The sequence below is a fragment of the Flavobacterium subsaxonicum WB 4.1-42 = DSM 21790 genome (genome assembly GCF_000422725.1).
In the GTDB taxonomy this organism is placed as follows: domain Bacteria; phylum Bacteroidota; class Bacteroidia; order Flavobacteriales; family Flavobacteriaceae; genus Flavobacterium; species Flavobacterium subsaxonicum.
Genome location: NZ_AUGP01000018.1, coordinates 186,916 through 213,849, shown reverse-complemented (window position 1 = coordinate 213,849; position 26,934 = coordinate 186,916). Strand labels below are relative to the sequence as shown.

Below are 26,934 nucleotides of genomic sequence, written 5' to 3'. Positions count from 1 at the left end.
TGTAAAAGAACCTGTTATGATACACCAGAGCCCCGCCCACATTTATACCGCTAAGCAGCGCGGCCATATAGAAACCGACCGGCACCGCGTTATAGCCACCTTAAATTTTGGGGCTTACGCCGATGCCACCCGCAAACCCTTTGGGGCGTTAACGGTGGTGAATGATGAAACCCTTGCCCCGCTTACCGCCATTACCAGAAAGCTGGACGACAACACGGCAATGCTGGTTATTCCACTCGTAGGGGCATTGCACTATAGTTTGGGTGCCAAAGAGCAGGAACTGGTGCCGGGCGAAGCAGTGGTACTATCGCCTTACTCCAAAGGCACTACGGTAACTTTTAGTAATCCGTATGAGGCCGACCTCATCAACTTTTTGTACATCAACCTTAAAAGCAACGGCAGCGCGGGTTTCGGCGTAAGCCATATTAACCTGGACATTCGTAACACCCTGCACCCTTTTACGCAGTTGGGCATTTGTGGCTATATGGGCATTTTTGATGGCCGTAACGAGGTGCTTTACCCTGTAAACAATGCCGCTAACGGGCTGTTTGCCTTTGTGGTTAACGGTGCTTTTGAGATTAACGGCCGCCTGCTGGAAGAGCGTGATGCCCTTGCCCTTTGGGAAACTGATGCGGCTGATATTGAGGCATTATCTGACAATGCCATTATTTTATTGCTGGAAGTACCCCTTAATACATTTACCGCTTAGCACTTACGGGTGGTTGCTACTATCTATCGTAAAACTGAGCGCCAGCACATTAGGCAGGTAGGGGCCGTTAAAATCGTTATGCACAGTAAACTCATAAACTCCCTTCTCTAAATTTACCCCCTCTTTAATAACAGCGGTAAGGTCGCACACATCGCCGGCACAGTCAGACAGCGGGGCACCCTGTGGGTCTTTAAGCTGAAGGGTAAGGTTGATGGCTTCGGTTTTGCCCGAGGGCAGGGTAAGCGTGCCCGAAAGAGGCACGCTGGCGTACTGCGGCTCGAACACATGAGAGAACACCAGCTTGATGGTGGCATGCTCCATGTCTTTTTCGAGGTTAACCTTAAACGTCTTCGCATCGGTAGTAGGCCAGCGGTTGCCCTCAAACTCGAACGTTTGGGTAACGTAGGTGGCATCAAGGCACGAAACCAGTAACAACAGCGGCAGTAAGCATAGTAGTTTCTTCATAAATTGACATTAGAGATGATTAATATTTTAACACAGGGTCCCTTTACAGGCATCCTGTGAATCATAATAACGGAAAAATTACAAATTATTTTAACAAAAGTGTAGTTTACCGTCATAAAAAAGCCGTTTACCTCTAATTGCATTTTTAGCTTTAAAGTAGTTGTATGTTTGCTTAACCAAAATCAATTATTAGCATGGAAAGGAAAGCATTTTTAAAGAACAGTCTTGGCTTTTTGGGCATGGCTGTGGCGGCACCTTCTATTTTGAAGGAAATAAACGCGAAACCAGAATCCGAAAGTGAAATATTAACCGATAATTGCACGGTTTCTCCCTCCGAAACGGCGGGGCCTTTCCCCACTATTACACCGGCAAATTGGGAGCGCGTAGATATTACCGATGGCCGGACCGGGGTTGCCTTTACCATCAATATTAACATTATGAACAAGAATGCCAACTGCACCGCACTACAGGATGCCATTGTAGACATCTGGCACTGCGATAAAGACGGCAATTACTCAGAATACGGTGGCACTGGCATGCAGGCTACCAACTATACATCGGTACATTTTTTAAGGGGCCGGCAGTCTGCCAACGCTAACGGGGTGATAGGTTTTACCTCAATTTTCCCGGGTTGGTATACAGGCCGCGCTACACATATACACGTTCATGTGTATAACGCAGCAGGTACATCGTTGTTAATCACGCAGATATCATTCCCCGAAGGTACCAACAGCGCCGTGGCTATGGTAAACGCCGCCACCGATTACGGTTACACCAAAGGCATGAACGGCTATACGTATAATGATGACGATAATGTTTTTAGCGATGACAACAACGGCGCAGAGCTTGCAACAGTAAGTGGATCAGTAGCTAACGGTTATATTTTGGAGCACACCATCTATGTAAATGGCCCTACCCTTGATACCGCCGACCTTACAAGGGCGCAGTACAGGCTGGAGCAAAACTACCCTAACCCGTTTACCGATGCTACTACCCTGCCACTCAACCTGGAGTACGATAGCGAGGTGCATATTACGGTGTTCGACCTTACAGGCCGCCAGGTGGCTACGGCCTATAACGGCAGCATGAGTGCCGGGGTAAACAATGTTACCCTAAGCCGTAACAGCCTGACCAGCGGGTATTACCTGTATAAAGTTAGCATAACAAACCAAAACGGTAGTTTTGAAGAAAGTAAAAAAATGCTGGTTAAGTAAGGTTTTTAGAGCATTTTATTGTTGGTTATTTGTATATTTGGAAAAGAGAGGATTTATTCTCTCTTTTCTTTTTTATAGAATTTTGTAACACTTGTTTGACGTATGCCTTACCCTAAAATACGCCTGGCTTATCGTGTGATTATAGATAATTCCGCTACTGCTGCCTGGGACAGGTATATCTTTGAAGATACTTATAAAGAGTACCTTATGCAACAGCAATTGTTCAATTCTAAAGAAAATCCGAAGCCTACCTTTAGAGAACTGCTCTCTGAAAACCCAAAGGCAGAACAGCTTCACTTCCTTACAGGCATGGCCGCACAAAGCTATGTAGCACAGTTAAAAGGCAATTTTTACCGCCTGTCCGATGTGCTGGGCACCACGTTTTTTCCGTTTACCGGATACAAGCTCGACATTGTAAACACCGATATTACCGACAACACCCGCCACAAAGTGGGCATCACGCTGTTTTCGCCACTGTTCACGTACTTAGGCATTGTAAACAACTGTTATATGGTAGCTTTAAGTACCGATGAACAGGCCGGTTACGAGACTGTTATGTTCTCCATACTGCCGCAGCTTGCTATATGTTATTACCAGGATGCCACCACTAATACAACACAACCAACTATACCATAACCTTTTACCCAACCCTCTATGGAATTATTCATAAAAATTTTCGTAGCCATTTTTTCTGTAATCAACCCACTTGGGGCTGTGCCTATATTTGTGGGCCTAACCCAGGACGATAGCAACCGCGAACGACAGCGCATATCGTTCTGGACAGCTATAAACGTGTTCATAATATTGCTTATCTCATTTTTTGTTGGGCAATATGCCTTGGCATTCTTTGGTATAAGTATTGATGCTCTGCGTATTGCAGGCGGGTTTATTATTGTAAACTCAGGCTTCTCGTTATTGAATAGAAAATTCACCAAAGGCCGCGGCGTACACAAAGAGGTAGAGAACGATGCCCAAAAACGTAACGATATTGCCCTTACCCCGCTTGCCATACCCATGCTTGCCGGCCCGGGCTCAATATCATTACTTATAGCCATGCACCAGGACTACCAGCAAATAGACGAACAGATAATTACCTGTGTTGCAATGGCTGCCGTAGCTGCCGTTATATTTTTAGTAATGCGCAGTGCCCACTACCTGTCGCGTATACTGGGAGCATCGGGTATTGTTGCCATATCGCGTATTATTGGTTTTATAGTAATTGCCATTGGTGTACAGTACATTAGCAGCTCTATAGTAAATATTGTAGAGGGGATAGATTTTAGTAACATCAACTTGCCGAAGTAATAAATACATAGATTTCAGTCGTATTTATAAACAAAACAATATCAGATAGTTATAACCTTTAAAGATGAAAAAATTGTATTATATATTATTAACGTCTTTACTATTTGCCTGTTTTACAATTGTCTTTTTTCATAAAACAAATCTGGATTTCAACTTAACTTGCTCGTATGTAGGCGATAAAGAATTTCGCCCGGATGCTTATGTCGTACTTCATTTAGATAAAGATTTTGAACAATATTCAAAAATAAATTCCAGGACAGCCAAAATTGGTTCTGCCTGCAAGTCATCACTTAACTTTGCTAAACATGATTATGTTATAGTATACGGCAGGAAGGTAAAAACTATGTACTATAGTTTGAAAAGCACATTGTTTGACGACAGATCTGATCATTATATAAAGAGAATTGGCAGGAGAGTGCTTTTTATTGAATATGAAAACGGAGATTCTACAGGTACATTTATGTACCAGATTAATAAAGACAAAAAATTGAGAGGCTTTATTGGAGCATAACAATAAGAAACAAAAAAGCACAAGGCGCTAACCTCATGCTTTTTAACACTATACAAACTATTTGGGATAAGATTATTCTACAAAGCCAACGGCAACGGTATTATTGGTTTGGGTATCTATTAAAATAAACACACCGTTTAGCCTGTTGGTTTTAAACGAGTCTAAAAATACCGGGGCAGCCGTCTTTAGCTGCACTTTGGCTATATCATTCAGTTTCAAAGCCGAAGCCTCGTAGGTTTCTGATGGATTTTCGGGTGGGATAACTGCCTCAATAGCCTGCAATTTGCAAACTGCGGTACGTGTACCCGCCTGTAAAATGTACTTACCTGATAACGAAGCTTGTTTCTCGTCCATCCACACCAAGGTGGCGTTGATATCTTTAGATAGCAGCTTTTCGTTAGGTTTTTTAACCAGCATCATGCCACGGCTAATATCTACATCGTTTTTAAGGCGAAGCTGTATCGACTCGCCCGCATTGGCCGATGTGGGCGTACTGGTAAACTTACGTATCTCTGCCACTTCACTTTTTGTTCCCGATGGCAGCACCGTAACCTCATCGCCCACGGCAAGCCTGCCACTGATAATGCGCCCTGCATAAGCCCGGTAATCAGTAAATTCCCTGTTTTGCACATGCAATACCTGCTGCACATCTAAAGCAAATTCTTCGTTTTCTATACCGTTCGGTATAATTTTATGGAGTATTCCCGATAGGGTATCACCTTTATACCAATCGGTATTATTTGACGAGTTAACCACGTTATCGCCTTTAAGCGAACTGATGGGCAGCACATGAATATCAGGCGTATGGTCAAACTGTGCCGTCATTTTATTGATTTCCGACGCGATGTTTAAAAACACATCTTCACTGTAATTTACAAGGTCCATTTTATTGATGCAGAACACCACTGTTTTTAACCGCAGCAGGCTGCTTATAAAATAGTGCCTGTGCGTTTGCTCCAGTAATCCTTTACGGGCATCGATAAGTATTATCGAAACCTCTGAATTTGAAGCACCTGTAACCATGTTGCGCGTATACTCTACATGGCCCGGACTATCGGCAATAATAAACTTCCTCTCGGCGCTCGAAAAGTAAATGTGCGCCACATCAATGGTAATGCCCTGCTCCCTTTCGGCAATAAGTCCATCGGTAATGACTGAAAAATCAAGGTCATCCAACCCTTTTTCTTTGGTTTTACGGGCAATAAGTTCTTCCTGTTCTATTGTAAGGGCATGGCTGTCATTCAAAAAACGGCCAATTAGTGTGCTTTTGCCATCATCTACACTACCCGCTGTATTTATTCTTAGTAAATCCATATCTTAAAAATAGCCTCCTTTTTTACGTTGCTCCAGTGCCGCTTCGCTTCGCTTGTCGTCTATGCGCGCACCCCGCTCCGAAGATTTAGAGGATTTGTTTTCGTACATTATATCTTCAATTGCCGATGCTTCGGACACAAACGCTGCGGTACACGTCATGTCGCCCACAGTCCTGAAACGCACCACGGTTTCTACTATCTCATCAGTATCCACCAAATTCAGGTAATCAGAAAAGGCCAAAAAAGCACCATCCCGCTTAACCAGCTTGCGCGTATGCGCAAAGTAAATGGTAGGCAGGCCAATACCCTCATGGTTAATGTAATTCCACACATCTTCCTCGGTCCAGTTGCTTATTGGGAAAGCGCGTACGTTCTCGCCAAAATGGATCTTACCATTAAAGATGTTGAACAATTCCGGGCGTTGTTTTTTGGCATCCCATTGCCCAAAATCATCACGCACAGAGAAAATACGTTCTTTAGCCCTCGACTTCTCTTCGTCGCGGCGGGCACCACCCATGCAGGCATCAAAGCCAAATTCTTCTATCGCATCCAGCAGCGTTACCGTTTGCAGGGCATTACGGCTAGCGTGCTTACCGGTTTCTTCCTTTACTTTATTCTGGTCGATACTGTCCTGAACGTAACGTACAATCAGTTCTACACCCAACTCCTCAACCAATTGGTCGCGGAATTCTATAGTTTCCGGAAAGTTGTGCCCGGTATCGATATGCAGAAATGGGAACGGAATCTTGGCCGGGTAAAAGGCCTTTTGCGCCAGTCGGGCCAAAGTTATAGAGTCTTTACCACCCGAAAAAAGCAGTACAGGTTTCTGGAACTGCGCCACCACTTCGCGGATAATGTAAATACTCTCATCTTCCAGCGTTTGCAGGTGCGTATAGGGGTTAGTATGTTGTGTCATTTTTAATAATTTTTATCAGTGTGTATGTGCAGGCCGCACTCTTTTTTACCGTCTTCCCACCACCAGCGGCCAGCCCTAAAGGGTTCGCCTTCGGCAAGGGCGCGGGTGCAGGGCGCACAGCCAATGCTTAGATAGCCTTTTTTATACAGGCTGTTCAGCGGAATGTTATACGTGTTTACGATAGCCTCAATTTCTTTCAAGGTGTAGAGTAACAATGGATTGAATTTTACAAGCTGGTTGGCCTCATCCCACTCCAGCAGGTCCATGTGCTCACGGTTCTCGGATTGTTCCGCCCGAAGGCCGGTAATCCACAAATCAGCCCCTTTAATGGCCTTTTGCAGCGGTACCACCTTACGTATGCGGCAGCACTCCTTTCGGCTCTCTACACTATTGTAAAAGCCGTTAATGCCCTGCGAAGCCACATAGGCCTTAATATCCTGTTCTTCGGGGAAAAATGTGGCAATATCCAGGTTAGGATATTTGTTTTGGGTTTTCTGGAAAACCTCGTAGGTTTCGTTAAACTGGCGGCCGGTATCGAGTGTAAAAGTCGACACAAACTCAGCATACGGGGCAATGTAATGGGTAAGCACCTGATCTTCTATACCAAAAGAGGTAGAAAACACCTTTTTGCCTTCAAAGTTTTTTATGATATACGGAATGGAGTCGGCCAACGCCATCCCCTTTATTTCGTTATTCAGGTATTTTAGTTTCTCCTTCATTATTCTTCAGGCTCTTGGCTGCTGCAAAATGCGGCGTTGCCGGTAATGGTAAAAATATTTTTCAAATATAACCATTACCCTATAGAACTTATAGACTTATTTAAAATATTTTTTTTGAGGGAGGGAAAAATACGGGTAATGAATACAGATTGGAATTCACCTCTTTTGGAGGGGTGGCTGAAAGCCGGGGTGGTTAACGACTTAAAAACAAGTATTTATATTGAATAGAACCACCCCGCCCTACGGGCACCCCTCCAAAAGAGGGTAATACCACGAATGCTATTGAACGTTAGCCCTTAAAAGGAAATGCTGTTAATTACTTATAAAAATTCGCGAAATTCGTGTCTGAAAGAGATTCTTCGACTACGCTGCGCTGCGCTCAGAATGACAGACTGCCTTAATTAGTTGCTGCAAAACATTACAACACTGTTAGATCGTGCAGTGTTTTTTGCTGAAGCAGACTCAGTGTATTATCGCGTACGGTGATAAGAAAATGGTTTAGCGAGCATTTTTCCTCGTGCGGGCAATCGTCGCAACGCTCGTAAAAGTTATGGCTTGCGCACGGTAGCATGGCAATAGGGCCATCTAAAACCCTTATTAATGTTGCGGCTGTAACGGTTTTAGGGTCTTTTAGCAAATAATACCCCCCACCCTTGCCTTTTTTAGAACCAAGGATACCGAACTTTTTAAGGTCGAGCAATATAGCCTCAAGGAACTTTTTAGGTATTTGTTCCTTTTCTGAAATATCAGATATGAGCACCGGCACCGACGGGTCTTGCCTGGCGATGTAAATGAGTGCTTTTAATCCGTACTTAGTTTTTTTAGAGAGCATATTATTTTTTTAATAAAAATATTTCGGCCATCATGCAGCGCGCGCTTCCGCCGCCGCAAGCTTCGATAGTATCAAGGTTTGCCGTTAAAATTTCGGTGTGCTTTTCCAGCTTGCCCACCTGGTCTTTAGTAAGTATCTGCCTTGCAGCATCGCTCATTACCAAATAGCTTTTATCATTAGCACCCTGTACCTGCAGCATGTTACCTGCAAAATGGTTTAGTTGCGCTTCGGTTAGCAATACAATTTCCTTGCCATCCTTTCTAAGGCTTTCAAGAACCATTTTACGTTCTTTTTTGTCGTCTATGCAATCAGCACAAATAACAGCAAAAGTGCTGCCAATACACATCATTACATTAGTGTGGTAAATAGGCAGGCGTTCGCCATCTACCGTTTGGAAAGCTTCAAATATAACGGGGTTGTATTCAAAATCTTCGCAAAACTCAATCATCAGCTCCTCATCGGCACGTGGCGAAAGGGCGCAATACGCTTTGCGGTGTTCCCTATCCAGAACCAGAACCCCGGTACCTTCTAAAAAGTAACCATCTTCTTCGGCGCTGGTATAATCAACAATATTATTAATGGTAAAACCATGGTCTTCTACAAGGTCTAATAACTCCTCACGGCGTTCTGCCCTGCGGTTCTCGGCAAACATTGGGTATAAAGCCACATCGCCATTTTCATGGAACGACACCCAGTTGTTAGGAAAAACCGAATCGGGGGTATCAGGGTCTACGGTATCATCTACTACAATAACATTAACGCCAACGGCCTTAAGCTTTTCTACAAAAGCATCAAACTGGGCCTGGGCCTTAGCGTTTACCGTAGCCGGCAAAAGGCTGTCTATAACTTTTTGGTAGTAGTTATTTACCGCGGTTTGCTCGTTCATCCTGAAAGCTACCGGGCGAATCATTAGTATAGTATCTGTAATCTGTTTCATTTTCAACTTAAATTAATCTCTTAGCAAAGGTAGTGTAGAACACCTTAGCAAACCTTCCTGTTTAGATATCTCGGCATACGGCACTTCTTCTACAATAAAGCCGTTGCTTTGCAGCCAGTGTTTTAACCGTGTAAAATTCTTTTCTATAACTACAACATCGCTGTCTATCGAAAAAAAGTTCGAGGTCATGTTATACATTTCTTCCCTGTCGATATGGAAAAGGTTATCTGCCCCAAACAGGTTTACAAGATACATATAATCTGCCTCTTCACGAAATCCGCTCTTATAAATTACACCTTTGTTTTTACCTACGGGCTGAAAACAGCAGTCTAAATGCAGCGCATTATCCCGCGCCTCAATCCGTGATTTAACCAGGTCGAACTCCTTTACAATTTTATTCGGAAAAAGCTCTTTTATAAAATTTACGCCGTGCATGTTGGTGCGCGCCGTTATGTAATCTTTGTAATCGCTGCCTTTGTAGGTACCAATAAATATATGGTCGTTCCACACTATAACATCGCCACCTTCTATGTGTACCTCTTCGGGCGGGGTAATAACTTTTGCCGGGTCTATCTGGCTCACAATATATTCTATTGCGCCCTGCTCCCTCTCCCTGTCGGGTAAAATATTGGCTTTTATAAAGTAATCGTCTATAACAAAACCAATATCGCGGCTAAATATCTGGTTGTAATTCTCAATAATCTGAGGCCGGTATACCGTAACATCATATTTATTAAAAACCGCTACCAAAGCCGCCATTTCTGCCTTCATATCGTCTTCCACAGGATAGGTACCCGCAAGTATGTGCTCCAGCGATTTTGGGTCGTATGCCTCATGTATAGCAGGCGTTGGACCGTTGCTTTCGGCAGTGCCCAGTATAACCGACCGCAATCGGGATGTTTCGTTCGTTACATTTATATGCAGCATGGCTTATATTTTGCACAAATATAAAAAAAAGCCTCATGTAGAGGCCTTTTTTAATAGCATAGTCATAATAAATACTAAAAATGTATTGATGTGGCTGCTTTATTAGTTAATGATAATTTTTTGCGTTTGTTTTTTTCCGTTGCTGTTTACCGATACTAAATAAATACCCGATGCATAGCCCGAAGTATCTATTGTATGCCTTTCAGCAGTAATAGCTCCCGATGTATACAACAGCTTGCCGCTAATGTCGCGCACTTCAATTTGAGATGTGCCCGCTGCTGCAAAACCTACTGTAACATGGTCTTTAGCCGGATTAGGATATACCACAAGGTTTGATACGGCGAAACCATCTGTTGAAAGCGTGCTTACAACTACCGCAGCCTGGTACGGAATGTAATTTTGGTTGGTAACCGTAACTGTTAATGGCCCATCTGTTGCCTCAAAACTAATAAGTTCTATGGTTATCTGCCCGTTATCTTCTACAACACCGGTGCCTATAATTACGCCATTTTGTGTAATGGCTACCAAAGCTCCCACAGTTTCGCAATACACAGTAATCGATTCTGCTCCTTGTTGTATAGTAGTTACATGTGTAGCCACAAGAGCCTCGGCAGGTGCATTGCGGTACACTACCGATGGGTCGCCAAAAAACACCCAGGTCTGCATAACCTCTACAGCTGTAGTGCTCATATTATAGGTTTCTAACATGCTAAGCTGGCCGTTGTAAAACAAGCCGCCAAGGGTAGTTTTTACATTATCAGGGTCAGAGCCCACAATAAGCTCGGTCATTTCGTCCTGTGTTTGCATAGGCTCTGCCCACGCCATTAAAATTGACGATCCGCAGGCCGCAACTGCACCGGCAGGAGCGCCATTGTGCTGTACGGTTAGCCACGATTCGCATAACGATGACCCGTTTACAAACGTACCGTTATTGCATGCCACCGAAATTACAAACGGATATTTACCCGAATTTTCCAATGCATTTACATCGGCTGATGTGTAAGATCCTGTAACAAAAATATCCTGTGCCCCGTGGCCGGTATAATTAAGCAGTCCCACACCATCGTTAACCGCATCAGATATCATTGTAGCACTTGGGCTATCGGTTAGGTCGTTAAGGCCGTGGCTGCCATCATAAAATTCGTAAATAAAGCTATAGCCTTTCTCGGTAAGCTTATCGCCTATATTCCTAAGGTGCTGCCAGTCGGGTTCGCCATCATCGCCATAGCCGTCGCCCTCGTTAGAGCCAATACCTACGGCTTTAGTAATCCAGTCGCCTTCCAGCGGATTAATTTCATACTCTAACGTACGGTTAACCATAACGTTAACATCACTCACCGTGCCCGAGAAACGCCCAACCAACACTTCAGGAAAGTAATCATCACCCTCAAGCTGACCATAGTAGCTGTCGCTGTACAATTGTTCCGACCCGCTGTAGCCATAGCTATACGTTGGCAAATCTTCATGGTCGCCTACAAGCAACACATACACCAATTGCGGGTTATCCTGATAAAATTCAGCTATAAATTCTTTTATTTCTTCCGGAGATTCGCCCGCCTCGGCTAACGTTACCGTGGTTGTTTTTATACCCTTCTGGATTTTCCACTCGCTAAAAGTTGAAAGGGTTTCCAGGTAATCTTCAGGTGCAATAACAAGCATTTCGCCTACCTCCGGAGCCGGATTGTAAAGCCCTGCATTTAGGTAGTACTGACTGTATATTGCACTAAAAGCCGCTGTAGGCGCTATATTTTTACGGGTGCTGCCTCCGTTAGAAAGTACCTTAACCGTAATGTTGTTATACAACCGCAGCGTTTTTGTAACCGGGTTGTATTGGTACGGATAAAAAGACACCGTTACCCCCCTTGTATCGCGCAATGTGTAAGGCGAGCTAACTTCTGCTAAATTGCCCGGGTAAAAAGCATCCTGCTGGTAGGCTGCTCCAAAACCATAAGCCACATCGGCCGGGTTTATATTGCGTTTAAGACTACCTTTAGAAGGCAAAATATTTACATCAGTATAATCTATATAGCTGTCATAAGATACCTCTAAGGTTACATTGGCCCCATCGGGGATGATGACCGAACTGCGGTAAGCAGGCAATGCCGGGGCATCTTTTTGCATGGTAAAGACTTTTACATCTTTAAAATCTTTGTAAGCCACGCCATTTACCGTTTTTTGAAAGCTTGAATTTGGATTAGCCGAATTGCTAAGCACGATCTGGCTTGCTTTATCTGAAACTAACTTAATGTTTTGTGCCGAAAGTTTAGCACACGAAAAGAGCAACAAAGCTGCAAGGGTAAAGTGTTTTTTCATAGCGTAAGTAATTGTTGGTTAGACGCATAAAAATAGTTTTTTATTTATTACAAATGCAAATACAGTGCAATTATTTAGATGCGAGGTAACTGTTTTGCTATTATAACAGTTTAAAACAAAAAAAGCCCCGCAAATTGCGAAGCTTAATTGTAAGGAATCTTTATATCATAAAAAGATGTAGTTTTATTCATAATATAAAATCACATTTTTATATAATTCCCAGCCCTGATGTGTATTCTTGTAAATACTCAATACGCCGCCGTGTTTTGCGCTTGATGTTTGGATCAGGGCATATTTTTGATCTTTTCTTATTTGAGGTACAGATAAAAACAAAGTAGTTGCATTGCTAAAAGCCATTAATGATTTTGCCTTACCGGTATTAGTATCTTTATATTTACCCTCGTAGTAAATAGACACTTTTAAATTTGGAAAAGCTTCCTGGGTCCATTCCGCACATCGCTCAACATTTAAATCATACAAATCCAAACTGTCTTTCCCAAAAATATCAATATAATCTGATGCGGTAAGCCCTTTTGCTTTTACGTTTTCAAGCCAAAGCTTTAAATCGTCGGGGCTTTTATCATTTTTAATTACTGCCCTGTTTACAAGTATAGAATCTCCTATAATAGGTTTAGTATCGTATTTATTGGAAAAAACGCTTTTTTGCCTGTTAAGCTCAACATTAATTATTTTTATCTGATTTTCAGAAAATTTAGTTTGAGCTACACCTGGTAGCGCAAGTATAAACGCTAAAATTATAATTAAGTAGTTCATAATTCTATTAATAATACACTTCATTTTCAATCCACGAAACTTGTACCCACTTGCCATTTGTTTTTTTCATAACAATTAAACCCGAAGTACTGCTTGACCCATTACCAAATATGGGACTATGATAGTACAGAAAAAAGGCATACAATTGCTTTTTATCATAAAAAGGCCGTGAGATATTAAGCACATAATTGTCTGGACGTAAGTGATGCCTTAAAAACTCCTTATCGTTATGCACAGCAGACTCTGTCATAATAAGACCCCTGTTTCTAAAATCACTTTTGTTCCATAATTTTTTTTCATCTTTTAAAAGTTGTACTTTGAGACCTTCAAGTTCAAGACTGTCTATTGGCCACGGATTTAGTGGAGGGTTTATCCACATTTGCCGCAGCTTATCTGTACCATAGTTACGTTCTTTATACGCTTGCTCATATTTTTTAAGCCCTTCAATTCGGTCAATTGCCTTGATTTTTACAAAAAGGGTATCATACTTTACAGTATTGAGTTCTGTATCTAAAAAATCATTTATAACACTGTAGTCCTTTTTCGCAGAAGAACAGGAAAACAAAACAACACATAATAGTAGCAAGGTATATCTCATAGTCGTACAATCTTACAACTTAATTACATGATTTCCTTACGATTTTCCTCATTCGCGTTACGGGAAATCCGCAATTAACGTTTCTTTAAGAGTATCCCGAAACAAAAAAAGCCCTACCAAAAGGCAGGGCTTAGCTATAATTTTATTCTTTACAGAATTATCTTGCGCTCTGTTCTACAAAATCGCGTAGCGGGGCACCGGTATATATTTGACGCGGACGGCCTATTGGCTCTTTGTTTACGCGCATTTCTTTCCATTGTGCAATCCAGCCCGGTAGGCGGCCAATAGCAAACAATACAGTAAACATTTCTGTTGGTATACCCAATGCCCTGTAAATAATACCCGAGTAGAAATCTACGTTAGGGTACAGGTTTCTTGATTTAAAGTATTCATCCTGCAAAGCGGCTTCTTCCAGCTTTTTGGCAATGTTTAAAATAGGGTCGTTAACACCAAGCTCTGCCAATACATCATCGGCCGCTTTTTTAATGATCTTAGCCCTTGGGTCGAAGTTTTTGTATACCCTGTGGCCAAAGCCCATAAGGCGGAACGGATCATCTTTATCCTTAGCTTTTGCAAGGTATTTATCGGCATCGCCACCGTTGTTTTGTATTTCTTCAAGCATTTCCAGCACTGCCTGGTTAGCACCACCATGAAGCGGACCCCAAAGTGCCGATACACCTGCAGATATAGAAGCAAACAGGCCGGCGTGAGACGAACCTACAATACGTACTGTAGATGTAGAGCAGTTTTGCTCGTGGTCTGCATGCAGTATAAACAATTTGTCTAATGCGTTTACTACAGTTTCGTTACGAAGGTACGGTCCTGTAGGAAGTTCGAACATAAGCCTCATAAAGTTTTCTACATAACCTTTAGTGTTATCGTAGTAGTTAAGAGGGTAGCCCATGTTTTTCCTGAAAGTCCAGGTAGCAATAACCAGGAATTTACCCATAGTTTTGCAAATGGCATCGTAAAGTTCGTCTTCTTTAGCTACATTAACCGGTGCAGGGTTAAATGCAGTAAGGGCACTGGTTAACGATGCAAGGATACCCATTGGGTGGGCGTTTTTAGGAAAACCATCAATGATGTTTTTCATCTCCTCGTTAACAAGGGTGTATTTTCTTATATCGTTCTCAAATTTTTCAATTTGTGCAGCGGTTGGCAATTCGCCAAAAATAAGGAGGTAAGAAACTTCTAAAAAGTTAGATTGTTCGGCAAGCTGCTCTATAGAATAGCCCCTGTAGCGAAGTATACCTTCTTCTCCATCAAGAAAAGTAATCGCGCTTTTGCAGGCACCTGTATTTTTAAAGCCCGGATCCATTGTAACAGCACCGGTCTCGCTGCGTAGTTTCTCAATATCAATGGCCAATTCATTTTCTGTACCTACAAAAGTAGGGAACTCGTATCTCTTGCCATCAATCTCCAATATTGCAATATTTGACATTGTATTTAGTTTATTTTGGTTCGGAAAAAATATGTTCCTGCGAATTTAATAAATTACTATTTATTTATAAAGAAAATTATGTAATATAATCGCTAAATAAGTATATATAATATAAAAGTCAACACCTTGTGGATGTTGACTTTTATTAATTATTCAAAATTGAGGATGTTAACCCTAAGGTAGTTTAGTTTTTAATAACCTTGGCCATTTTTACACCTTTATCAGTGCTTATTTTTAGCAAATATACACCTGCCGGCCTATACGATATGTCGATATTTGTACGGGTGGCAGTAGCGGTTATGGCCTGTAGCAGCCTGCCTTGTAAATCGTACATCTCTATAGATTTGATACCATCGTTAGCTTCTACAGTTACTGCACTTGTTGCTGGGTTAGGATATATCCAAACATTGTTATATTTATTTAAGTCTTTTACACCCAACATCTCTTTAAATGTTGTAACTGCCTGGTTGGTATACAGCCCGTAATTATAGTCAAACACTATAGCTGCCTGTCCTGTTACGTTATCGCCCGTTTGTAAAGAGCTCTGTGTTTTTATTTTAAACACTACATTACCCATAGCATTAGGCGCCAGGTTAATGGCCTCAAACCTAAATTCCAATATGCTACCATTTATAGAAGTTGCAACATTGTGGGTACTGCTTATAAGCTGTAACGAATTAACATCGAATTCATCCGGGTTAAATTGCTGCGTTACTACAACAAAATTAGCGTTGGCATTACCGGTATTTTCAAAATTTACTGCATAATGCAGGTACTCGCCAATAGCATCGGGTGTAGCGGTATCGCCTTCAAGACACGCAATGTTATTAGGATCAAAAGCCCCCACTACAGCACTGTTTATATCAAAACTATTATCATCCGGGTGTGTATCATCCTGCGCTGTAACCACGGCATTAAAACTAAGCACATCATCTATATTTACAGCCGGAGTCTCGGTAGAACTGTTTACATTTAGGGTAACCCAGGCATACCTGCTCTCAAAAGGCTGTAAATTACTATAACTCCAGATAACCATGCCATTGGCTTGTATACCATCCGCCGGATAGGCCGACACAAAATCCAGCACTGCATCATCATACGTAAAACTTAAACTACCACTGGCCAGCTGGTTGCCGTTATTTCTATAAACTATGGCATACTGAGCATCAAAACCCGGCACCGCCGGTATTGGCTCTACAATAACAACCTCTACATCATTTTGTACGCCATTAGGCACAATACAAAAATCCTGAAGGTAGGCACTGCCATCCATATCGGCAAAATTTACTGTACCCGATACCGGCAATCCCACATACACATCATTAAAATACTCTGGTGTAATGGTAAAATTTCCAGAACCCACATATTTTAAATAATCACCATAGTTATTGGTATACTTAATAAATTCTGTAGTACCGTCAGAAATTTTTACCTTGGTATATTGCGCAACCGGATCGGAGCTTTCGCAACCATTGCCATTAACATCAAAGGTTAAGTGCCCTGCAATGCTATTATAAATCTCATTAGTCTCTGCCGCGCAATTGGTGCTTATGTAAGGTGGCACAACTTCGTGAAATTCGAAATAAGAAAGCATAACCTCTTCTTCGCCCTCATCTACACACATAAGCTGTAAATTAGGATTGTTTTGAAACTGGCATTCAAATGGGTACTCTATTAAACCATTATTATGTAAATTTATAAAGGTAAGCAGGCTGTTATTTTTTACATGTAAATAGTACAGACCGGGTGAATGGCTTAAGTCAAGCTCTGTTAGCAATGTATTATTACACTCCAAAAAACTAAGGCTGGTTAAATCGTTAGTAATTAAAGATGTTAACGGATTACCCGAGCAATACAGAGCAGTTAATGAAGTAAAACCTGTTAGATCTAACGAATTTAAACCTAAATCTCTACAATATAATACGGTTAAATTGATATAAGGAGACAGATCGAAATTAACCATTTGTGTATTGCCGGAATAGCCTAAGGTTGTTAAGTTAGTTAACTGGCCAATAGTAACTGTTGCTATTTGATTGTAGTTAAAAAAAAGACTCTCCAGAGATGTTAGCGTAGCCACATCCAATACCGTTAACTGATTATTACTGCATTCTAAATATTCTAAGTTTGATAAACCGGAAACATTTAATGTTATAAGCTGATTATTGTTACAAAAAAGCGTTTTTAAATTTGAAAGTAAAGACACATCTAATGATGCTAACTGGTTATTTCTGCAAACAATAGATTCTAATAATGGCGACCCGGTAACATCCAAACTTATTAGCTGATTGGATTCTGTACTAACCTGCAATAAATTAGGCAGGTTTAGCACCAATGATGTTACTTGGTTGTGCCTAAAGTTTAAATAGTTTAAATTTACAAAGCTCTCTAAACCTGCCAAAGATGTTATATTAGAAAGGCCAACATCTAATTTGTATACAAGTAGCGCTTCGGTTTGCTGTATTTCACCATCATTATTTACATCTATCTTAATTCGGTTCCCTACGGCATCCAATGCAATAAAATTGTCGATATCTGCCTGCAACAATTTGTTTTTAAAATTAGTATCGGGTATAGTTACATCCTGAGCCTGTGCAGCCCCCGCAACCAATAGTAATAAGTAAAGTAATTTCTTTTTCATGTTTTAATTAGTATTTGGCTATTTATTAGTAATGCAAAGGCCTTGCTATTATAAAACAATCTAAAAACAAAATCCCCTAATTAAAATCTTACATTTTTAACAAATAAAAAAGCCGCGCAATTGCGCGGCTTAAAACTATTTAAATAAAAAATTAAAACTTATTGCTTGATTATCTTCTCTATTTTACTGCCATTTGTGGTAGTAATTTTTACAAAGTAAATTCCGGTTGCCCTATTAGCTATATTCAATGTAGTCGAATTATTATCAGGCATATCAGTCTGTAGCAACCTGCCCTGAATATCATATATTTCTATAGACGTTATGGCTGTATCAGCACTAATAATAACAGTATCTTTTGCAGGATTAGGATATACTTTTACAGATGCATCAACCTCAAAATTGCCGGTGCTTAACTCGCCAAAAACGGTGGTAGCAAGGTTAGTTTCTAAAGGCTGCTGATAATCATAATAAATATTTGCCCTCGACGCTACATGGGTACCCTGTGTTATAGTAGATTTGGTTTTTACCTTAATTAAAAGATTGCCATGTTTGCCTTGCATAAGGTTGGCATTTGGAAAAACAAATTCGGCATTATTACCTGTTATAGTTGCTGTTACCGGTAATGAGCTATTAAGTAGTTCCAGCGTGTTAATATCAAAATCATCCTGGTCTACCGGATAGGTAATTACAATGTTTTGAACCGTTGACGTACCCGTGTTTTTAAAATTAATTACATAATGCAGGTAATCTCCAATATCTGATGTTGCCTGTGTTTCGCCTTCTATACAGGTAATATTGTTAGGGTTTGTAGCAGACACTACCGTTTGGTTAAATACAAAATTATTATCTGCCGGCAAGGCATCTGTACCTACCGGAGCCATAGCCGTAAAACTTATAACATCGCCCGTATTAACCGGCGGATTGTTTGACGAACCATTTACATTAAGGTTAATTATTATCTCCCTGCTTTCAAACGGTTTAAGGTTGGTATAATTCCATGAGTACAAAGAGATACCGGCGTAATCCGCAGCAGGTATAGTGTTAACGTTGTTAAAAAGTGCTGTATTCCATGTGCAGCTAACCGCACCCGAAACTACCTGGTTACCTTTATTTTTATACACCATTTTGTAGCTGGCCATTTCGCCCGGCACAGCGTGTACTATCGGTACCATTACTATTTCTACATCGCTGTAGGCTGTGGGTGTGGCAGTAACACAAAAGTTATGGGTTTGCACAGAGTTATCTAATAACATAAATGCAGCTGTGGCCGATGCAGGTGTTGCCGTAAAGTAATTATTTTCAAACTCAGGTGTAACTGTATATGTACCCGTGTATGGATAAAATTTATAGTTGCCCGTTGCACTGGTAAACGTGATGCATGATTGCGTACCATCGGTAGAATGTACTTTCATAAACCTTTGTGGGACATCGGTTGTATCGCAGCCATCGGCATCGGCATCAAAAATTACAGATCCTGTTATGGTGTTATAGGCACCACCGGGTGTAAAGCTGCAATACCCATTAGTATTAACATCTGTTAAACCGCTGGCAGCGGCAATAGTGTTTACAATAGCTGCTTCGCCTTCGTCTGTACAAACAAACGCAAGCGGATTGTTATTCCACTCATTAATACCTGTGGTTGCAGCAGAGTGCAGTGCCCCATTTTTCAGGTTAATATATGTAAGGTTATTATTGCTGCATATTAATTCTGTAAGCGAAGGATTTTCAGAAAAATCCAGTTCTGTTAACTGATTGTCTGCACATTCTACTGCTTCTAAATAATCAAGCCCGGATACATTTAAAACCGTAAGGTTATTTTCGTTACACTCAAGTTCGCGCAAACTATTAAAAAACTGCACCCCTTCTAACGACGAAATTGCAGCCTCTTCTACTTTAAGTTTGTACACCAAAAGTGCTTCGGTTTGCTGTATGTTATTATCTCCGTTAACATCTATTACAATAGAATTTCCGTACTCATCCCTTGCCACATTGTTAGATGTTGTAGCCGATAGTAATTTTGCCTTAAAATTTGCGTCAGGAATAGTTACAACCTGTGCTCCCGCTAATGCAGTAAAAAGTAAAAAGAAGCAAAACATGGTAGTTTTCATAGTCAGTATTCCCTCGGTTAAAAAGTTCAAATCTAATTAAATATTTGATAAAATTGTTAAATGACTTAGAATTTGACAGGGTTGACTTAGAATTCGCATTAAAGCGATTTTAAAAGCTCCTGCAAACGCTCTCTTTTTCTTTGCGATATAGGCAAATGGCTATTATCGGCCATTACAGCATAGCCTCCATCTTTTTTTATGTACGATTTTAAATAAGCCAAATTTATAAGGTGCGACTGGTGTATGCGCTCAAAACCCTGTTCTGATAGTAAGTCTTCGTACTCCTTTAATGTTTTGGCAATAAGCACCGGTTTATTGTCTTTAATATAAAACTTAGTGTAATTATCCTGAGATTCCAGCCGTATAATATCGCTTACTTCAAACAAGTGTATCCCATCTGACGTTGACAGGGCTATACGCTTAAACTTATCTACTTTCTTACGAATGTTCTCTAACAGCAAATCTATATGCGCATAACTATCGTTATTAGCCAGTACTTTTGTAATTTTATCTACCACCTTGCGCAAATCTTCCGGATCTACAGGCTTAAGCAAATAATCGAGCGCGCTAAACCTAAAGGCCTTTACAGCATACTCTTCATGCGCGGTTATAAACACCACATGAAATGTAAGTTTGCCCTGCTTTTGAGCCAGCTGCTCTAAAATATCAAAGCCGGTACCATCGCCCAGCTGAATGTCTAAAAAAACTACATCAGGCCTGTGCTCTGCAATGGCGGTAATACCACCCTTAACACTATCTGCCTCGCCCAGTATATTAATATTGGGGGCATACATACTTAAAAGCCCCTTCATACCATTACGCAGATTGCTGTCGTCGTCTATTAGTAATGCTGTTATCATATTAGTTTGTAGCGTATTGCACCGGTAAATTTAATATAATCCTGGTTCCCGACGGAAATCCTTCGGTATTTTTTGTTTCTTTTATTTCTACTTGCGCCGGCCTTGATGTTACCGCCTGAATAACCTCCAGCCTTTTCCTGGTAATTTCCAGCGCCATAGATTTATGCACCGTAACCGAGTTTTCTTTTAATTTTCTGGAACGGTTTATACCAATACCATCATCAGTAACGGTACAAACCAGTTTATCATTTTCAAGGCCGAAATTTACATAAATATTGCCTTTTTCTTTTTTAGGAACAATGCCGTGAATTATGGCATTTTCTACAAATGGCTGAAGCAGTAATGGTGGTATAGCCATATCATCTTCAATATCCGGGTGTTTTGTAATACTAAATTCAAACATGCGGTTAAAACGCAGCTGCTCCAGTTCAAGATAATTCTGCAGGCTTTCTATTTCTTTATCTATTGGTATAAGCGATTCTTTAGAATACTCCAGCGTAAGCCTCATAAGCTTAGAGAATTTAGAAAGATATTTTATAGCAGAATCAGTACCATTTTGTACAATAAAGCTGGAGATAGACCCCAGGCAATTAAACACAAAATGCGGATTCATTTGCAGGTGCAGTGCTTTTTGCTCATACTCAGCCAGGTCTCTTTGCAGAGTCAGCCTTTTTTTTAACTGTACCCTGCTGTATACCAAAAAAGCTATACCAAACAGCAACAATGCCGATAGACCCGTAAAAATCATTTGCTGAGTATGCCTCTTGGCCTGTTCATCAAACAAAACCTGCTTTTTTTCGTTCTCTACACGTTGGAGAGATGCTTTACGCTCAAACTCGTAGTTAAGTTCTTCGCGCACCATACTTTTAATATTATCTATATTGGCAGTGGTCTCTTTAGCGGCGCTGTACTTTTTGTAATGCTTTAGGGCAGCTTTAGTATTGCCCATACGCTCGTAAATATCGCTAAGGGCTTTTTCCGACTCTTTTACCTGCTCCGGTACCCCTATTTTTTCGGCTAAGGCCGATGATTGCTCTAAATACTTAATAGCCTCTTTATCTTTATTCTGAAGCGCGTAGATAGTTCCTAAATAGCCCAATGACGCCGATGCACCATACTTTTCTCCCGTCTGGTTAAAAATGCTTAGCGCCTGCTGATAACTCTTTTCGGCAGCGGCATAATTATTTTTCTTTTTATAATAATTACCGATGTTATTGTAAAGCTCTGCAAGGCCACGGCTGTTTTCGTGCTCTTTAAATTGTAACTCTGCTTCGGTAAACGATTCTAAAGCCTTATCATCATCGTTTTTTGCAAGATATGTTTTACCTATGTTTGTAATGGTTGTTGCAGTAGAGCCATCGTCCAGTTTTTTCTGAATCCACAGTGCCTTATTAAAGTATTCAAGGGCTTTTGTATAATCTTTTTGCGCCTCGTATACATTGCCAATGTTGTTGTATATAATAGCCGCAACATCTTGTTGGTTAGTGGCTTCATAAAGCTTTAACGACTTAAAGTAATACTCCAGCGCCTTGGCATAATTATTTTGTTCAGAACAAACAATGCCAATACAGCCGTAAGCATTTGCCAGCCCTATTCTAATATCATCTGTAGCCATTTTGCCCGAAGCCTTCAGTAAATCTTCATACAGCACCTGAGAGTTATTAAAACTTTTAAGCGCTTTAGTATAATGGCTCAGCAAAATATTAGCATTGCCAATAGTAAGCCAGGAATCAGCTTTTTTATCATTCAGTTTAGCATCTACAGAAGCATCAAGGGCTTTTTTAGCAAACTTCAGCATTTTATCAGGTTCGCTTTCGTACATGTTGGCAATAGCAATAAGGGTCTCCACCTTTTCGGCACCTTTAATGCCGGTACTAAGCCTGGCATTTAGGCTATCCAACACCTTATCCTGCGATAATACCGGCCAACAGACGAAAAGTAAAAGTACCGGCAACAATTTTAAAAGCTTCATAAGCAGTTTCTTAATCAATAACAAATGTATTGTTTAGAGTTGGATAAATCAGGGGCTGTTTAGAATTTGAAGCCTGTTATTTAGAATTCGATAGCAAATTGATAACCGCCACCCTATTTTACAGGTAATTCCATAACACGCATCTACACTTCTAAAATCTTTATAACAAAAAAAGGCTGCCAATCGGCAGCCCTTAGGTATCTAAAAAAGATCCAGATTATTGTTTAACCTTAAATGCTTTTTCACCAGGAAAATAAGCAGTATCGCCTAATTCTTCCTCAATTCTAAGCAATTGGTTGTATTTTGCCATACGGTCGCTACGAGAAGCAGAACCGGTTTTAATCTGGCCACAGTTAAGTGCCACAGCAAGATCTGCAATAGTGTTATCTTCGGTTTCGCCCGAACGGTGAGACATTACAGATGTATAACCTGCATTATGTGCCATGTTTACAGCCGAAATAGTTTCTGTAAGGGTACCAATCTGGTTAACTTTAATAAGTATAGAGTTAGCAATATTTAAGTCGATACCTTTAGCAAGACGCTCTACGTTAGTTACAAATAAATCGTCTCCAACTAATTGTACTTTATCGCCAATAAGCTCAGTAAGGTATTTCCAGCCATCCCAGTCATTTTCCTGCATACCATCTTCAATAGAGATAATTGGGTATTTAGCAGCAAGATCGGCAAGGTATTCTGCCTGTTCTTTAGAAGTCCTTATTTTACCGGTTTCGCCTTCAAATTTAGTGTAGTCGTATTTACCGTCTACAAAAAACTCAGAAGCAGCACAGTCTAAAGCAATTTTAACGTCGCCGCCAAAAGTGTAACCAGCTTTTTCTACAGCAAGTTTAATAGTATCAAGAGCATCCTCTGTACCACCGGCTAAGTTAGGTGCAAAACCACCTTCATCGCCCACAGCTGTACTTAGGCCACGGTCATGCAATACTTTTTTAAGGTTATGAAACACCTCTGTACCTATTTGCATAGCGTGGGTAAAGCTTGTAGCTTTTACAGGGAAAATCATAAACTCCTGGAAGGCGATAGGCGCATCAGAATGCGAACCACCGTTAATAATATTCATCATTGGTACCGGAAGCGTGTTACCAGACACACCACCTACGTAACGGTAAAGCGGCATACCAAGCTCGTTAGCAGCAGCCTTAGCCACAGCAAGAGATACACCAAGAATAGCGTTAGCACCAAGGTTAGATTTGTTTTCTGTACCATCAAGGGCAATCATGGTTTTATCGATAAGGTTTTGTTCGAAAACCGACATACCCACTATCTCGGCAGCAAGTGTAGTATTTACGTTTTCAACTGCTTTTAAAACACCTTTACCCATGTAAGCTTTACCTCCATCACGAAGCTCTACTGCTTCGTGCTCTCCTGTAGAAGCTCCTGAAGGAACTGCTGCCCTTCCAAGAACACCGTTTTCTGTAATAACATCAACTTCTACTGTAGGATTTCCGCGCGAATCCAGTATTTGCCTGGCGTGAACTTTAATAATTATGCTCATAATTGTTTTTTGGTTTATTTTTTTATCTTCTTAAATTAATTGCTGTGTTTACCGTTTTCTATGTTCGATATAAACTGGTCAAAAAGGTAAGATGCATCGTGCGGGCCCGGGCTTGCCTCCGGGTGGTATTGTACAGAAAAACAGTTTTTGTTTTTCATTCGCATACCGGCAACAGTACCGTCGTTAACATGCACATGCGTAATTTCAAAATCAGGATGCTTTTCTAAAGCCTCCCTGTTTACGGCAAAACCATGGTTTTGAGAGGTAATTTCTCCCTCGCCGGTAAGCAGGTTTTTAACCGGGTGGTTAATGCCCCTGTGGCCGTTAAACATTTTGTAGGTTGGTATACCATTAGCCAGGGCTAAAACCTGGTGGCCAAGGCAAATACCAAAAACAGGCTCGTTTTTATCTAATATCTGGCGGGCAGTTTCCTGTGCCACTAAAAGCGGATCTGGGTCGCCGGGGCCGTTAGATAAAAAGTATCCATCAGGGTTAAAGCTTTTAAGCTCATCATAAGTAGCATCGTATGGAAATACTTTAATGTAGCAGTCCCTCTTAGCCATATTTCTTAAAATGTTCTTTTTAATACCAAGATCCAGTGCCGATATTTTATATTTAGCCTCCGGGTTACCTATGTAATACGGTTCTTTAGTCGATACTTTAGATGATAGCTCAAGGCCTTTCATATCCGGCACCTGCGCCAGTTTAGCTTTAAGCTCATCAATATTACACTCTTCGGTACAAATGGCAGCATTCATTGCGCCATTATCCCGAATGTAGCTTACAAGCGCCCTGGTATCAACATCAGATATTGCTACAAGGTTTTGTTCTTCAAAATATTGCTTTAAGCTCTCGTTAGAGTTAACGCGCGAATGGTTAAAGCTAAAGTTTTTACAAACAAGGCCCGATATCATTATTTTATCAGCCTCTACTTCCTCTTCATTAGTACCGTAATTACCAATATGGGCATTAGATGCCACCATTATTTGCCCAAAATAAGATGGGTCAGTAAAAATTTCCTGGTAGCCGGTCATGCCTGTGTTAAAGCAAACCTCGCCAAAAACAGTACCTTCTATGCCTATGGACTTGCCATAAAAAATAGTACCGTCTGCCAAAAGAAGAATTGCCTTGTTCCTGTTAGTATATTTCATTTATGTAGTTTGTTGTTGTGCTGGGTGCAAATTTACTCTAAAAAATCGTGATAGGAAAACCTGTGGCAAATTTTGCATTTACCTTTGCCTAAAACGATTAAGGATTGCAAAAAAAAAGGACAAACTATACAGTTTATCCTTTTTTTAGTATTGAAAAATCAGTTTTGCATGATTATTCAGTAGCTTCTTTATTTTCTTCTGTATCAACAGCAGGAGCTTCGGTAGCTGCTGGAGCTTCTGCTACAGGAGCATCAGCTTTTTTTGCAGTACGGCTACGACGTGTCGTAGTTTTCTTAGCTTCTTTAGTTGTAGCGTTGTACAGTTCGTTAAAATCTACCAGTTCGATCATAGCCATATCAGCGTTGTCACCTAAACGGTTACCAAGCTTAATTATACGGGTATATCCACCCGGACGATCGCCAACTTTAGCTGCTACTTCCCTAAAAAGTTCTGTAACCGCATATTTGTCGCGAAGGTTAGCAAATACAATACGCCTGTTGTGGGTAGTATCTGCTTTAGATTTTGTAACTAAAGGCTCAATATATTGTTTAAGCGCTTTAGCTTTAGCCACAGTCGTATTAATACGCTTGTGCTCTATAAGAGAGCAGGCCATGTTTGCAAGCATAAGTTTCCTATGCCCTGACTGCCTGCTTAAATGATTTACTTTTTTTCCGTGTCTCATTGCTGATTGTAATTTAAACCTAAACCTTTGCGGTACGGATTATTCTTTATCTAATTTGTATTTCGTTAAATCCATTCCAAAGTGTAAGTTTTTAGAGGCAACAAGTTCATCAAGCTCAGTCAATGATTTTTTACCAAAATTACGGAATTTCATTAAGTCGTTTTTATTAAACGATACCAGGTCTCCTAATGTATCAACTTCAGCCGCTTTCAAACAATTTAATGCTCTAACAGAAAGATCCATGTCTACCAGTTTGGTTTTAAGAAGCTGCCTCATGTGCAACGACTCTTCGTCATAAGATTCTGTTTGTGCTATTTCATCGGCCTCAAGTGTTATTCTTTCATCAGAGAACAGCATAAAGTGGTGTATCAGTGTTTTTGCTGCCTCAGTAAGCGCTTCTTTAGGATGAATAGAACCATCTGTCATGATTTCAAAAACCAGCTTTTCATAGTCTGTTTTTTGTTCCACACGGAAGTTTTCTATTGTATATTTTACATTCTTTACCGGGGTAAAGATAGAATCTGTAAAAATAGTACCTATAGCTGCGTTTTGCTTCTTGTTCTCCTCTGCAGGCACATAACCTCTACCTTTCTCGATAGTAAGTTCAAGGTTAATGTTTATTTTGCTGTCCATGTTAAAGATAACAAGCTCAGGGTTTAACACCTGAAATCCTGAAATAAACTTTTGGAAATCGCCGGCTGTAAGCTGGTCTTTTCCTGTAAAGGACACAGAAACACTTTCGTTGTCGATATCCTCTATCTGGCGTTTAAAACGAACTTGTTTTAAGTTCAGGATTATTTCTGTAACATCTTCAACAACCCCCGGTATTGTGGAGAACTCATGGTCTACTCCTTCAATGCGAACTGAAGTAATTGCATAACCTTCTAATGAAGAAAGCAAAACTCTTCTAAGTGCGTTACCAACAGTCAATCCATAACCGGGCTCCAGGGGACGGAACTCAAATTTCCCCTGAAAATCCGTAGAATCGATCATGATAACTTTATCGGGCTTTTGAAAATTAAATATTGCCATATTT

At 40.7% G+C, this 26,934-nt stretch carries 24 protein-coding genes; 5 read left to right on the top strand and 19 right to left on the bottom strand.

Annotated elements, in window-relative coordinates; genetic code table 11:
* The first annotated feature begins 16 nt into the window (after positions 1 to 16).
* A complete protein-coding gene (locus G509_RS0107105; protein ID WP_026990883.1) occupies positions 17 to 709 on the top strand; it encodes a pirin family protein in 693 nt (230 codons plus the stop codon).
* 3 nt (positions 710 to 712) lie between these two features.
* Here G509_RS0107105 and G509_RS0107100 read toward each other — a convergent pair whose 3' ends face one another.
* Positions 713 to 1,174 (bottom strand): gliding motility lipoprotein GldH family protein, encoded by a 462-nt coding sequence (locus G509_RS0107100; protein ID WP_026990882.1) that lies wholly within the window; start codon positions 1,172 to 1,174, stop codon positions 713 to 715.
* Between the two features lie 194 nt (positions 1,175 to 1,368).
* Between G509_RS0107100 and G509_RS21585 the strand changes: the two genes are divergently transcribed.
* The 4 genes from G509_RS21585 to G509_RS0107080 all read left to right on the top strand — a co-directional run bounded on the left by G509_RS21585 (position 1,369) and on the right by G509_RS0107080 (position 4,204).
* Positions 1,369 to 2,388, top strand: coding sequence for a T9SS type A sorting domain-containing protein (locus G509_RS21585; protein ID WP_081663258.1), 1,020 nt, complete (start codon positions 1,369 to 1,371; stop codon positions 2,386 to 2,388).
* A 102-nt stretch (positions 2,389 to 2,490) separates the two neighbouring features.
* Positions 2,491 to 3,024 (top strand): hypothetical protein, encoded by a 534-nt coding sequence (locus tag G509_RS0107090; RefSeq protein WP_026990881.1) that lies wholly within the window; start codon positions 2,491 to 2,493, stop codon positions 3,022 to 3,024.
* An 18-nt stretch (positions 3,025 to 3,042) separates the two neighbouring features.
* Complete coding sequence (locus G509_RS0107085) at positions 3,043 to 3,693, top strand: MarC family NAAT transporter (protein ID WP_026990880.1); 651 nt, start codon at positions 3,043 to 3,045, stop codon at positions 3,691 to 3,693.
* 64 nt (positions 3,694 to 3,757) lie between these two features.
* The gene (locus G509_RS0107080; protein ID WP_026990879.1) at positions 3,758 to 4,204 is read left to right on the top strand and encodes a hypothetical protein; all 447 of its coding nucleotides are present in this window, start codon (positions 3,758 to 3,760) and stop codon (positions 4,202 to 4,204) included.
* Between the two features lie 72 nt (positions 4,205 to 4,276).
* Here G509_RS0107080 and G509_RS0107075 read toward each other — a convergent pair whose 3' ends face one another.
* The 18 genes from G509_RS0107075 to G509_RS0106980 form a co-directional block, all read right to left on the bottom strand.
* The gene (locus tag G509_RS0107075; protein ID WP_026990878.1) at positions 4,277 to 5,518 is read right to left on the bottom strand and encodes a sulfate adenylyltransferase subunit 1; all 1,242 of its coding nucleotides are present in this window, start codon (positions 5,516 to 5,518) and stop codon (positions 4,277 to 4,279) included.
* Between the two features lie 3 nt (positions 5,519 to 5,521).
* Complete coding sequence (gene cysD, locus G509_RS0107070) at positions 5,522 to 6,433, bottom strand: sulfate adenylyltransferase subunit CysD (RefSeq protein ID WP_051199995.1); 912 nt, start codon at positions 6,431 to 6,433, stop codon at positions 5,522 to 5,524.
* 2 nt (positions 6,434 to 6,435) lie between these two features.
* Positions 6,436 to 7,152: a phosphoadenylyl-sulfate reductase gene (locus tag G509_RS0107065; RefSeq protein WP_026990876.1), complete on the bottom strand. Its 717-nt coding sequence runs from the start codon at positions 7,150 to 7,152 to the stop codon at positions 6,436 to 6,438.
* A 418-nt stretch (positions 7,153 to 7,570) separates the two neighbouring features.
* On the bottom strand, positions 7,571 to 7,984 hold the full coding sequence (locus G509_RS0107055; RefSeq protein WP_026990874.1) for an RrF2 family transcriptional regulator: 414 nt from the start codon (positions 7,982 to 7,984) through the stop codon (positions 7,571 to 7,573).
* A 1-nt stretch (position 7,985) separates the two neighbouring features.
* Complete coding sequence (gene ctlX / locus G509_RS0107050; protein ID WP_026990873.1) at positions 7,986 to 8,921, bottom strand: citrulline utilization hydrolase CtlX; 936 nt, start codon at positions 8,919 to 8,921, stop codon at positions 7,986 to 7,988.
* 12 nt (positions 8,922 to 8,933) lie between these two features.
* Positions 8,934 to 9,848 carry a dimethylarginine dimethylaminohydrolase family protein gene (locus G509_RS0107045; protein WP_026990872.1) on the bottom strand — a complete coding sequence of 305 codons (915 nt, stop codon included), beginning with the start codon at positions 9,846 to 9,848 and terminating at the stop codon, positions 8,934 to 8,936.
* A gap of 102 nt (positions 9,849 to 9,950) precedes the next feature.
* Positions 9,951 to 12,161, bottom strand: coding sequence for a C25 family cysteine peptidase (locus G509_RS0107035; protein ID WP_026990871.1), 2,211 nt, complete (start codon positions 12,159 to 12,161; stop codon positions 9,951 to 9,953).
* A gap of 183 nt (positions 12,162 to 12,344) precedes the next feature.
* Positions 12,345 to 12,935 carry a hypothetical protein gene (locus G509_RS0107030; RefSeq protein ID WP_026990870.1) on the bottom strand — a complete coding sequence of 197 codons (591 nt, stop codon included), beginning with the start codon at positions 12,933 to 12,935 and terminating at the stop codon, positions 12,345 to 12,347.
* Between the two features lie 7 nt (positions 12,936 to 12,942).
* Positions 12,943 to 13,533, bottom strand: a complete 591-nt coding sequence (locus G509_RS0107025) for a hypothetical protein (RefSeq protein WP_026990869.1) — start codon at positions 13,531 to 13,533, stop codon at positions 12,943 to 12,945.
* Between the two features lie 157 nt (positions 13,534 to 13,690).
* A complete protein-coding gene (locus tag G509_RS0107020; protein ID WP_026990868.1) occupies positions 13,691 to 14,974 on the bottom strand; it encodes a citrate synthase in 1,284 nt (427 codons plus the stop codon).
* 184 nt (positions 14,975 to 15,158) lie between these two features.
* Positions 15,159 to 17,612: a DUF7619 domain-containing protein gene (locus tag G509_RS0107015; protein ID WP_026990867.1), complete on the bottom strand. Its 2,454-nt coding sequence runs from the start codon at positions 17,610 to 17,612 to the stop codon at positions 15,159 to 15,161.
* A 158-nt stretch (positions 17,613 to 17,770) separates the two neighbouring features.
* On the bottom strand, positions 17,771 to 19,720 hold the full coding sequence (locus tag G509_RS0107010) for a T9SS type A sorting domain-containing protein (protein WP_026990866.1): 1,950 nt from the start codon (positions 19,718 to 19,720) through the stop codon (positions 17,771 to 17,773).
* 98 nt (positions 19,721 to 19,818) lie between these two features.
* Complete coding sequence (locus G509_RS0107005; protein WP_026990865.1) at positions 19,819 to 20,580, bottom strand: LytR/AlgR family response regulator transcription factor; 762 nt, start codon at positions 20,578 to 20,580, stop codon at positions 19,819 to 19,821.
* A gap of 1 nt (position 20,581) precedes the next feature.
* Positions 20,582 to 22,552 carry a tetratricopeptide repeat protein gene (locus G509_RS0107000; RefSeq protein ID WP_026990864.1) on the bottom strand — a complete coding sequence of 657 codons (1,971 nt, stop codon included), beginning with the start codon at positions 22,550 to 22,552 and terminating at the stop codon, positions 20,582 to 20,584.
* Positions 22,553 to 22,769: 217 nt separating this feature from the next.
* A complete protein-coding gene (gene eno / locus G509_RS0106995) occupies positions 22,770 to 24,065 on the bottom strand; it encodes a phosphopyruvate hydratase (RefSeq protein WP_026990863.1) in 1,296 nt (431 codons plus the stop codon).
* A gap of 35 nt (positions 24,066 to 24,100) precedes the next feature.
* A complete protein-coding gene (carA, locus tag G509_RS0106990) occupies positions 24,101 to 25,216 on the bottom strand; it encodes a glutamine-hydrolyzing carbamoyl-phosphate synthase small subunit (RefSeq protein WP_026990862.1) in 1,116 nt (371 codons plus the stop codon).
* A 172-nt stretch (positions 25,217 to 25,388) separates the two neighbouring features.
* Positions 25,389 to 25,898, bottom strand: coding sequence for a 50S ribosomal protein L17 (rplQ, locus tag G509_RS0106985; protein ID WP_026990861.1), 510 nt, complete (start codon positions 25,896 to 25,898; stop codon positions 25,389 to 25,391).
* A 39-nt stretch (positions 25,899 to 25,937) separates the two neighbouring features.
* Entirely contained in the window at positions 25,938 to 26,930 is a 993-nt protein-coding gene (locus tag G509_RS0106980) for a DNA-directed RNA polymerase subunit alpha (protein WP_026990860.1), read from the bottom strand.
* Positions 26,931 to 26,934: the final 4 nt, after the last annotated feature.

Coding starts and splice junctions, on each gene's coding strand:
- G509_RS0107105 (WP_026990883.1), top strand. CDS start 17: ATGATACACCAGAGCCCCGCCCACATTTATACCGCTAAGCAGCGCGGC.
- G509_RS0107100 (WP_026990882.1), bottom strand. CDS start 1,174: ATGAAGAAACTACTATGCTTACTGCCGCTGTTGTTACTGGTTTCGTGC.
- G509_RS21585 (WP_081663258.1), top strand. CDS start 1,369: ATGGAAAGGAAAGCATTTTTAAAGAACAGTCTTGGCTTTTTGGGCATG.
- G509_RS0107090 (WP_026990881.1), top strand. CDS start 2,491: ATGCCTTACCCTAAAATACGCCTGGCTTATCGTGTGATTATAGATAAT.
- G509_RS0107085 (WP_026990880.1), top strand. CDS start 3,043: ATGGAATTATTCATAAAAATTTTCGTAGCCATTTTTTCTGTAATCAAC.
- G509_RS0107080 (WP_026990879.1), top strand. CDS start 3,758: ATGAAAAAATTGTATTATATATTATTAACGTCTTTACTATTTGCCTGT.
- G509_RS0107075 (WP_026990878.1), bottom strand. CDS start 5,518: ATGGATTTACTAAGAATAAATACAGCGGGTAGTGTAGATGATGGCAAA.
- cysD (WP_051199995.1), bottom strand. CDS start 6,433: ATGACACAACATACTAACCCCTATACGCACCTGCAAACGCTGGAAGAT.
- G509_RS0107065 (WP_026990876.1), bottom strand. CDS start 7,152: ATGAAGGAGAAACTAAAATACCTGAATAACGAAATAAAGGGGATGGCG.
- G509_RS0107055 (WP_026990874.1), bottom strand. CDS start 7,984: ATGCTCTCTAAAAAAACTAAGTACGGATTAAAAGCACTCATTTACATC.
- ctlX (WP_026990873.1), bottom strand. CDS start 8,921: ATGAAACAGATTACAGATACTATACTAATGATTCGCCCGGTAGCTTTC.
- G509_RS0107045 (WP_026990872.1), bottom strand. CDS start 9,848: ATGCTGCATATAAATGTAACGAACGAAACATCCCGATTGCGGTCGGTT.
- G509_RS0107035 (WP_026990871.1), bottom strand. CDS start 12,161: ATGAAAAAACACTTTACCCTTGCAGCTTTGTTGCTCTTTTCGTGTGCT.
- G509_RS0107030 (WP_026990870.1), bottom strand. CDS start 12,935: ATGAACTACTTAATTATAATTTTAGCGTTTATACTTGCGCTACCAGGT.
- G509_RS0107025 (WP_026990869.1), bottom strand. CDS start 13,533: ATGAGATATACCTTGCTACTATTATGTGTTGTTTTGTTTTCCTGTTCT.
- G509_RS0107020 (WP_026990868.1), bottom strand. CDS start 14,974: ATGTCAAATATTGCAATATTGGAGATTGATGGCAAGAGATACGAGTTC.
- G509_RS0107015 (WP_026990867.1), bottom strand. CDS start 17,612: ATGAAAAAGAAATTACTTTACTTATTACTATTGGTTGCGGGGGCTGCA.
- G509_RS0107010 (WP_026990866.1), bottom strand. CDS start 19,720: ATGAAAACTACCATGTTTTGCTTCTTTTTACTTTTTACTGCATTAGCG.
- G509_RS0107005 (WP_026990865.1), bottom strand. CDS start 20,580: ATGATAACAGCATTACTAATAGACGACGACAGCAATCTGCGTAATGGT.
- G509_RS0107000 (WP_026990864.1), bottom strand. CDS start 22,552: ATGAAGCTTTTAAAATTGTTGCCGGTACTTTTACTTTTCGTCTGTTGG.
- eno (WP_026990863.1), bottom strand. CDS start 24,065: ATGAGCATAATTATTAAAGTTCACGCCAGGCAAATACTGGATTCGCGC.
- carA (WP_026990862.1), bottom strand. CDS start 25,216: ATGAAATATACTAACAGGAACAAGGCAATTCTTCTTTTGGCAGACGGT.
- rplQ (WP_026990861.1), bottom strand. CDS start 25,898: ATGAGACACGGAAAAAAAGTAAATCATTTAAGCAGGCAGTCAGGGCAT.
- G509_RS0106980 (WP_026990860.1), bottom strand. CDS start 26,930: ATGGCAATATTTAATTTTCAAAAGCCCGATAAAGTTATCATGATCGAT.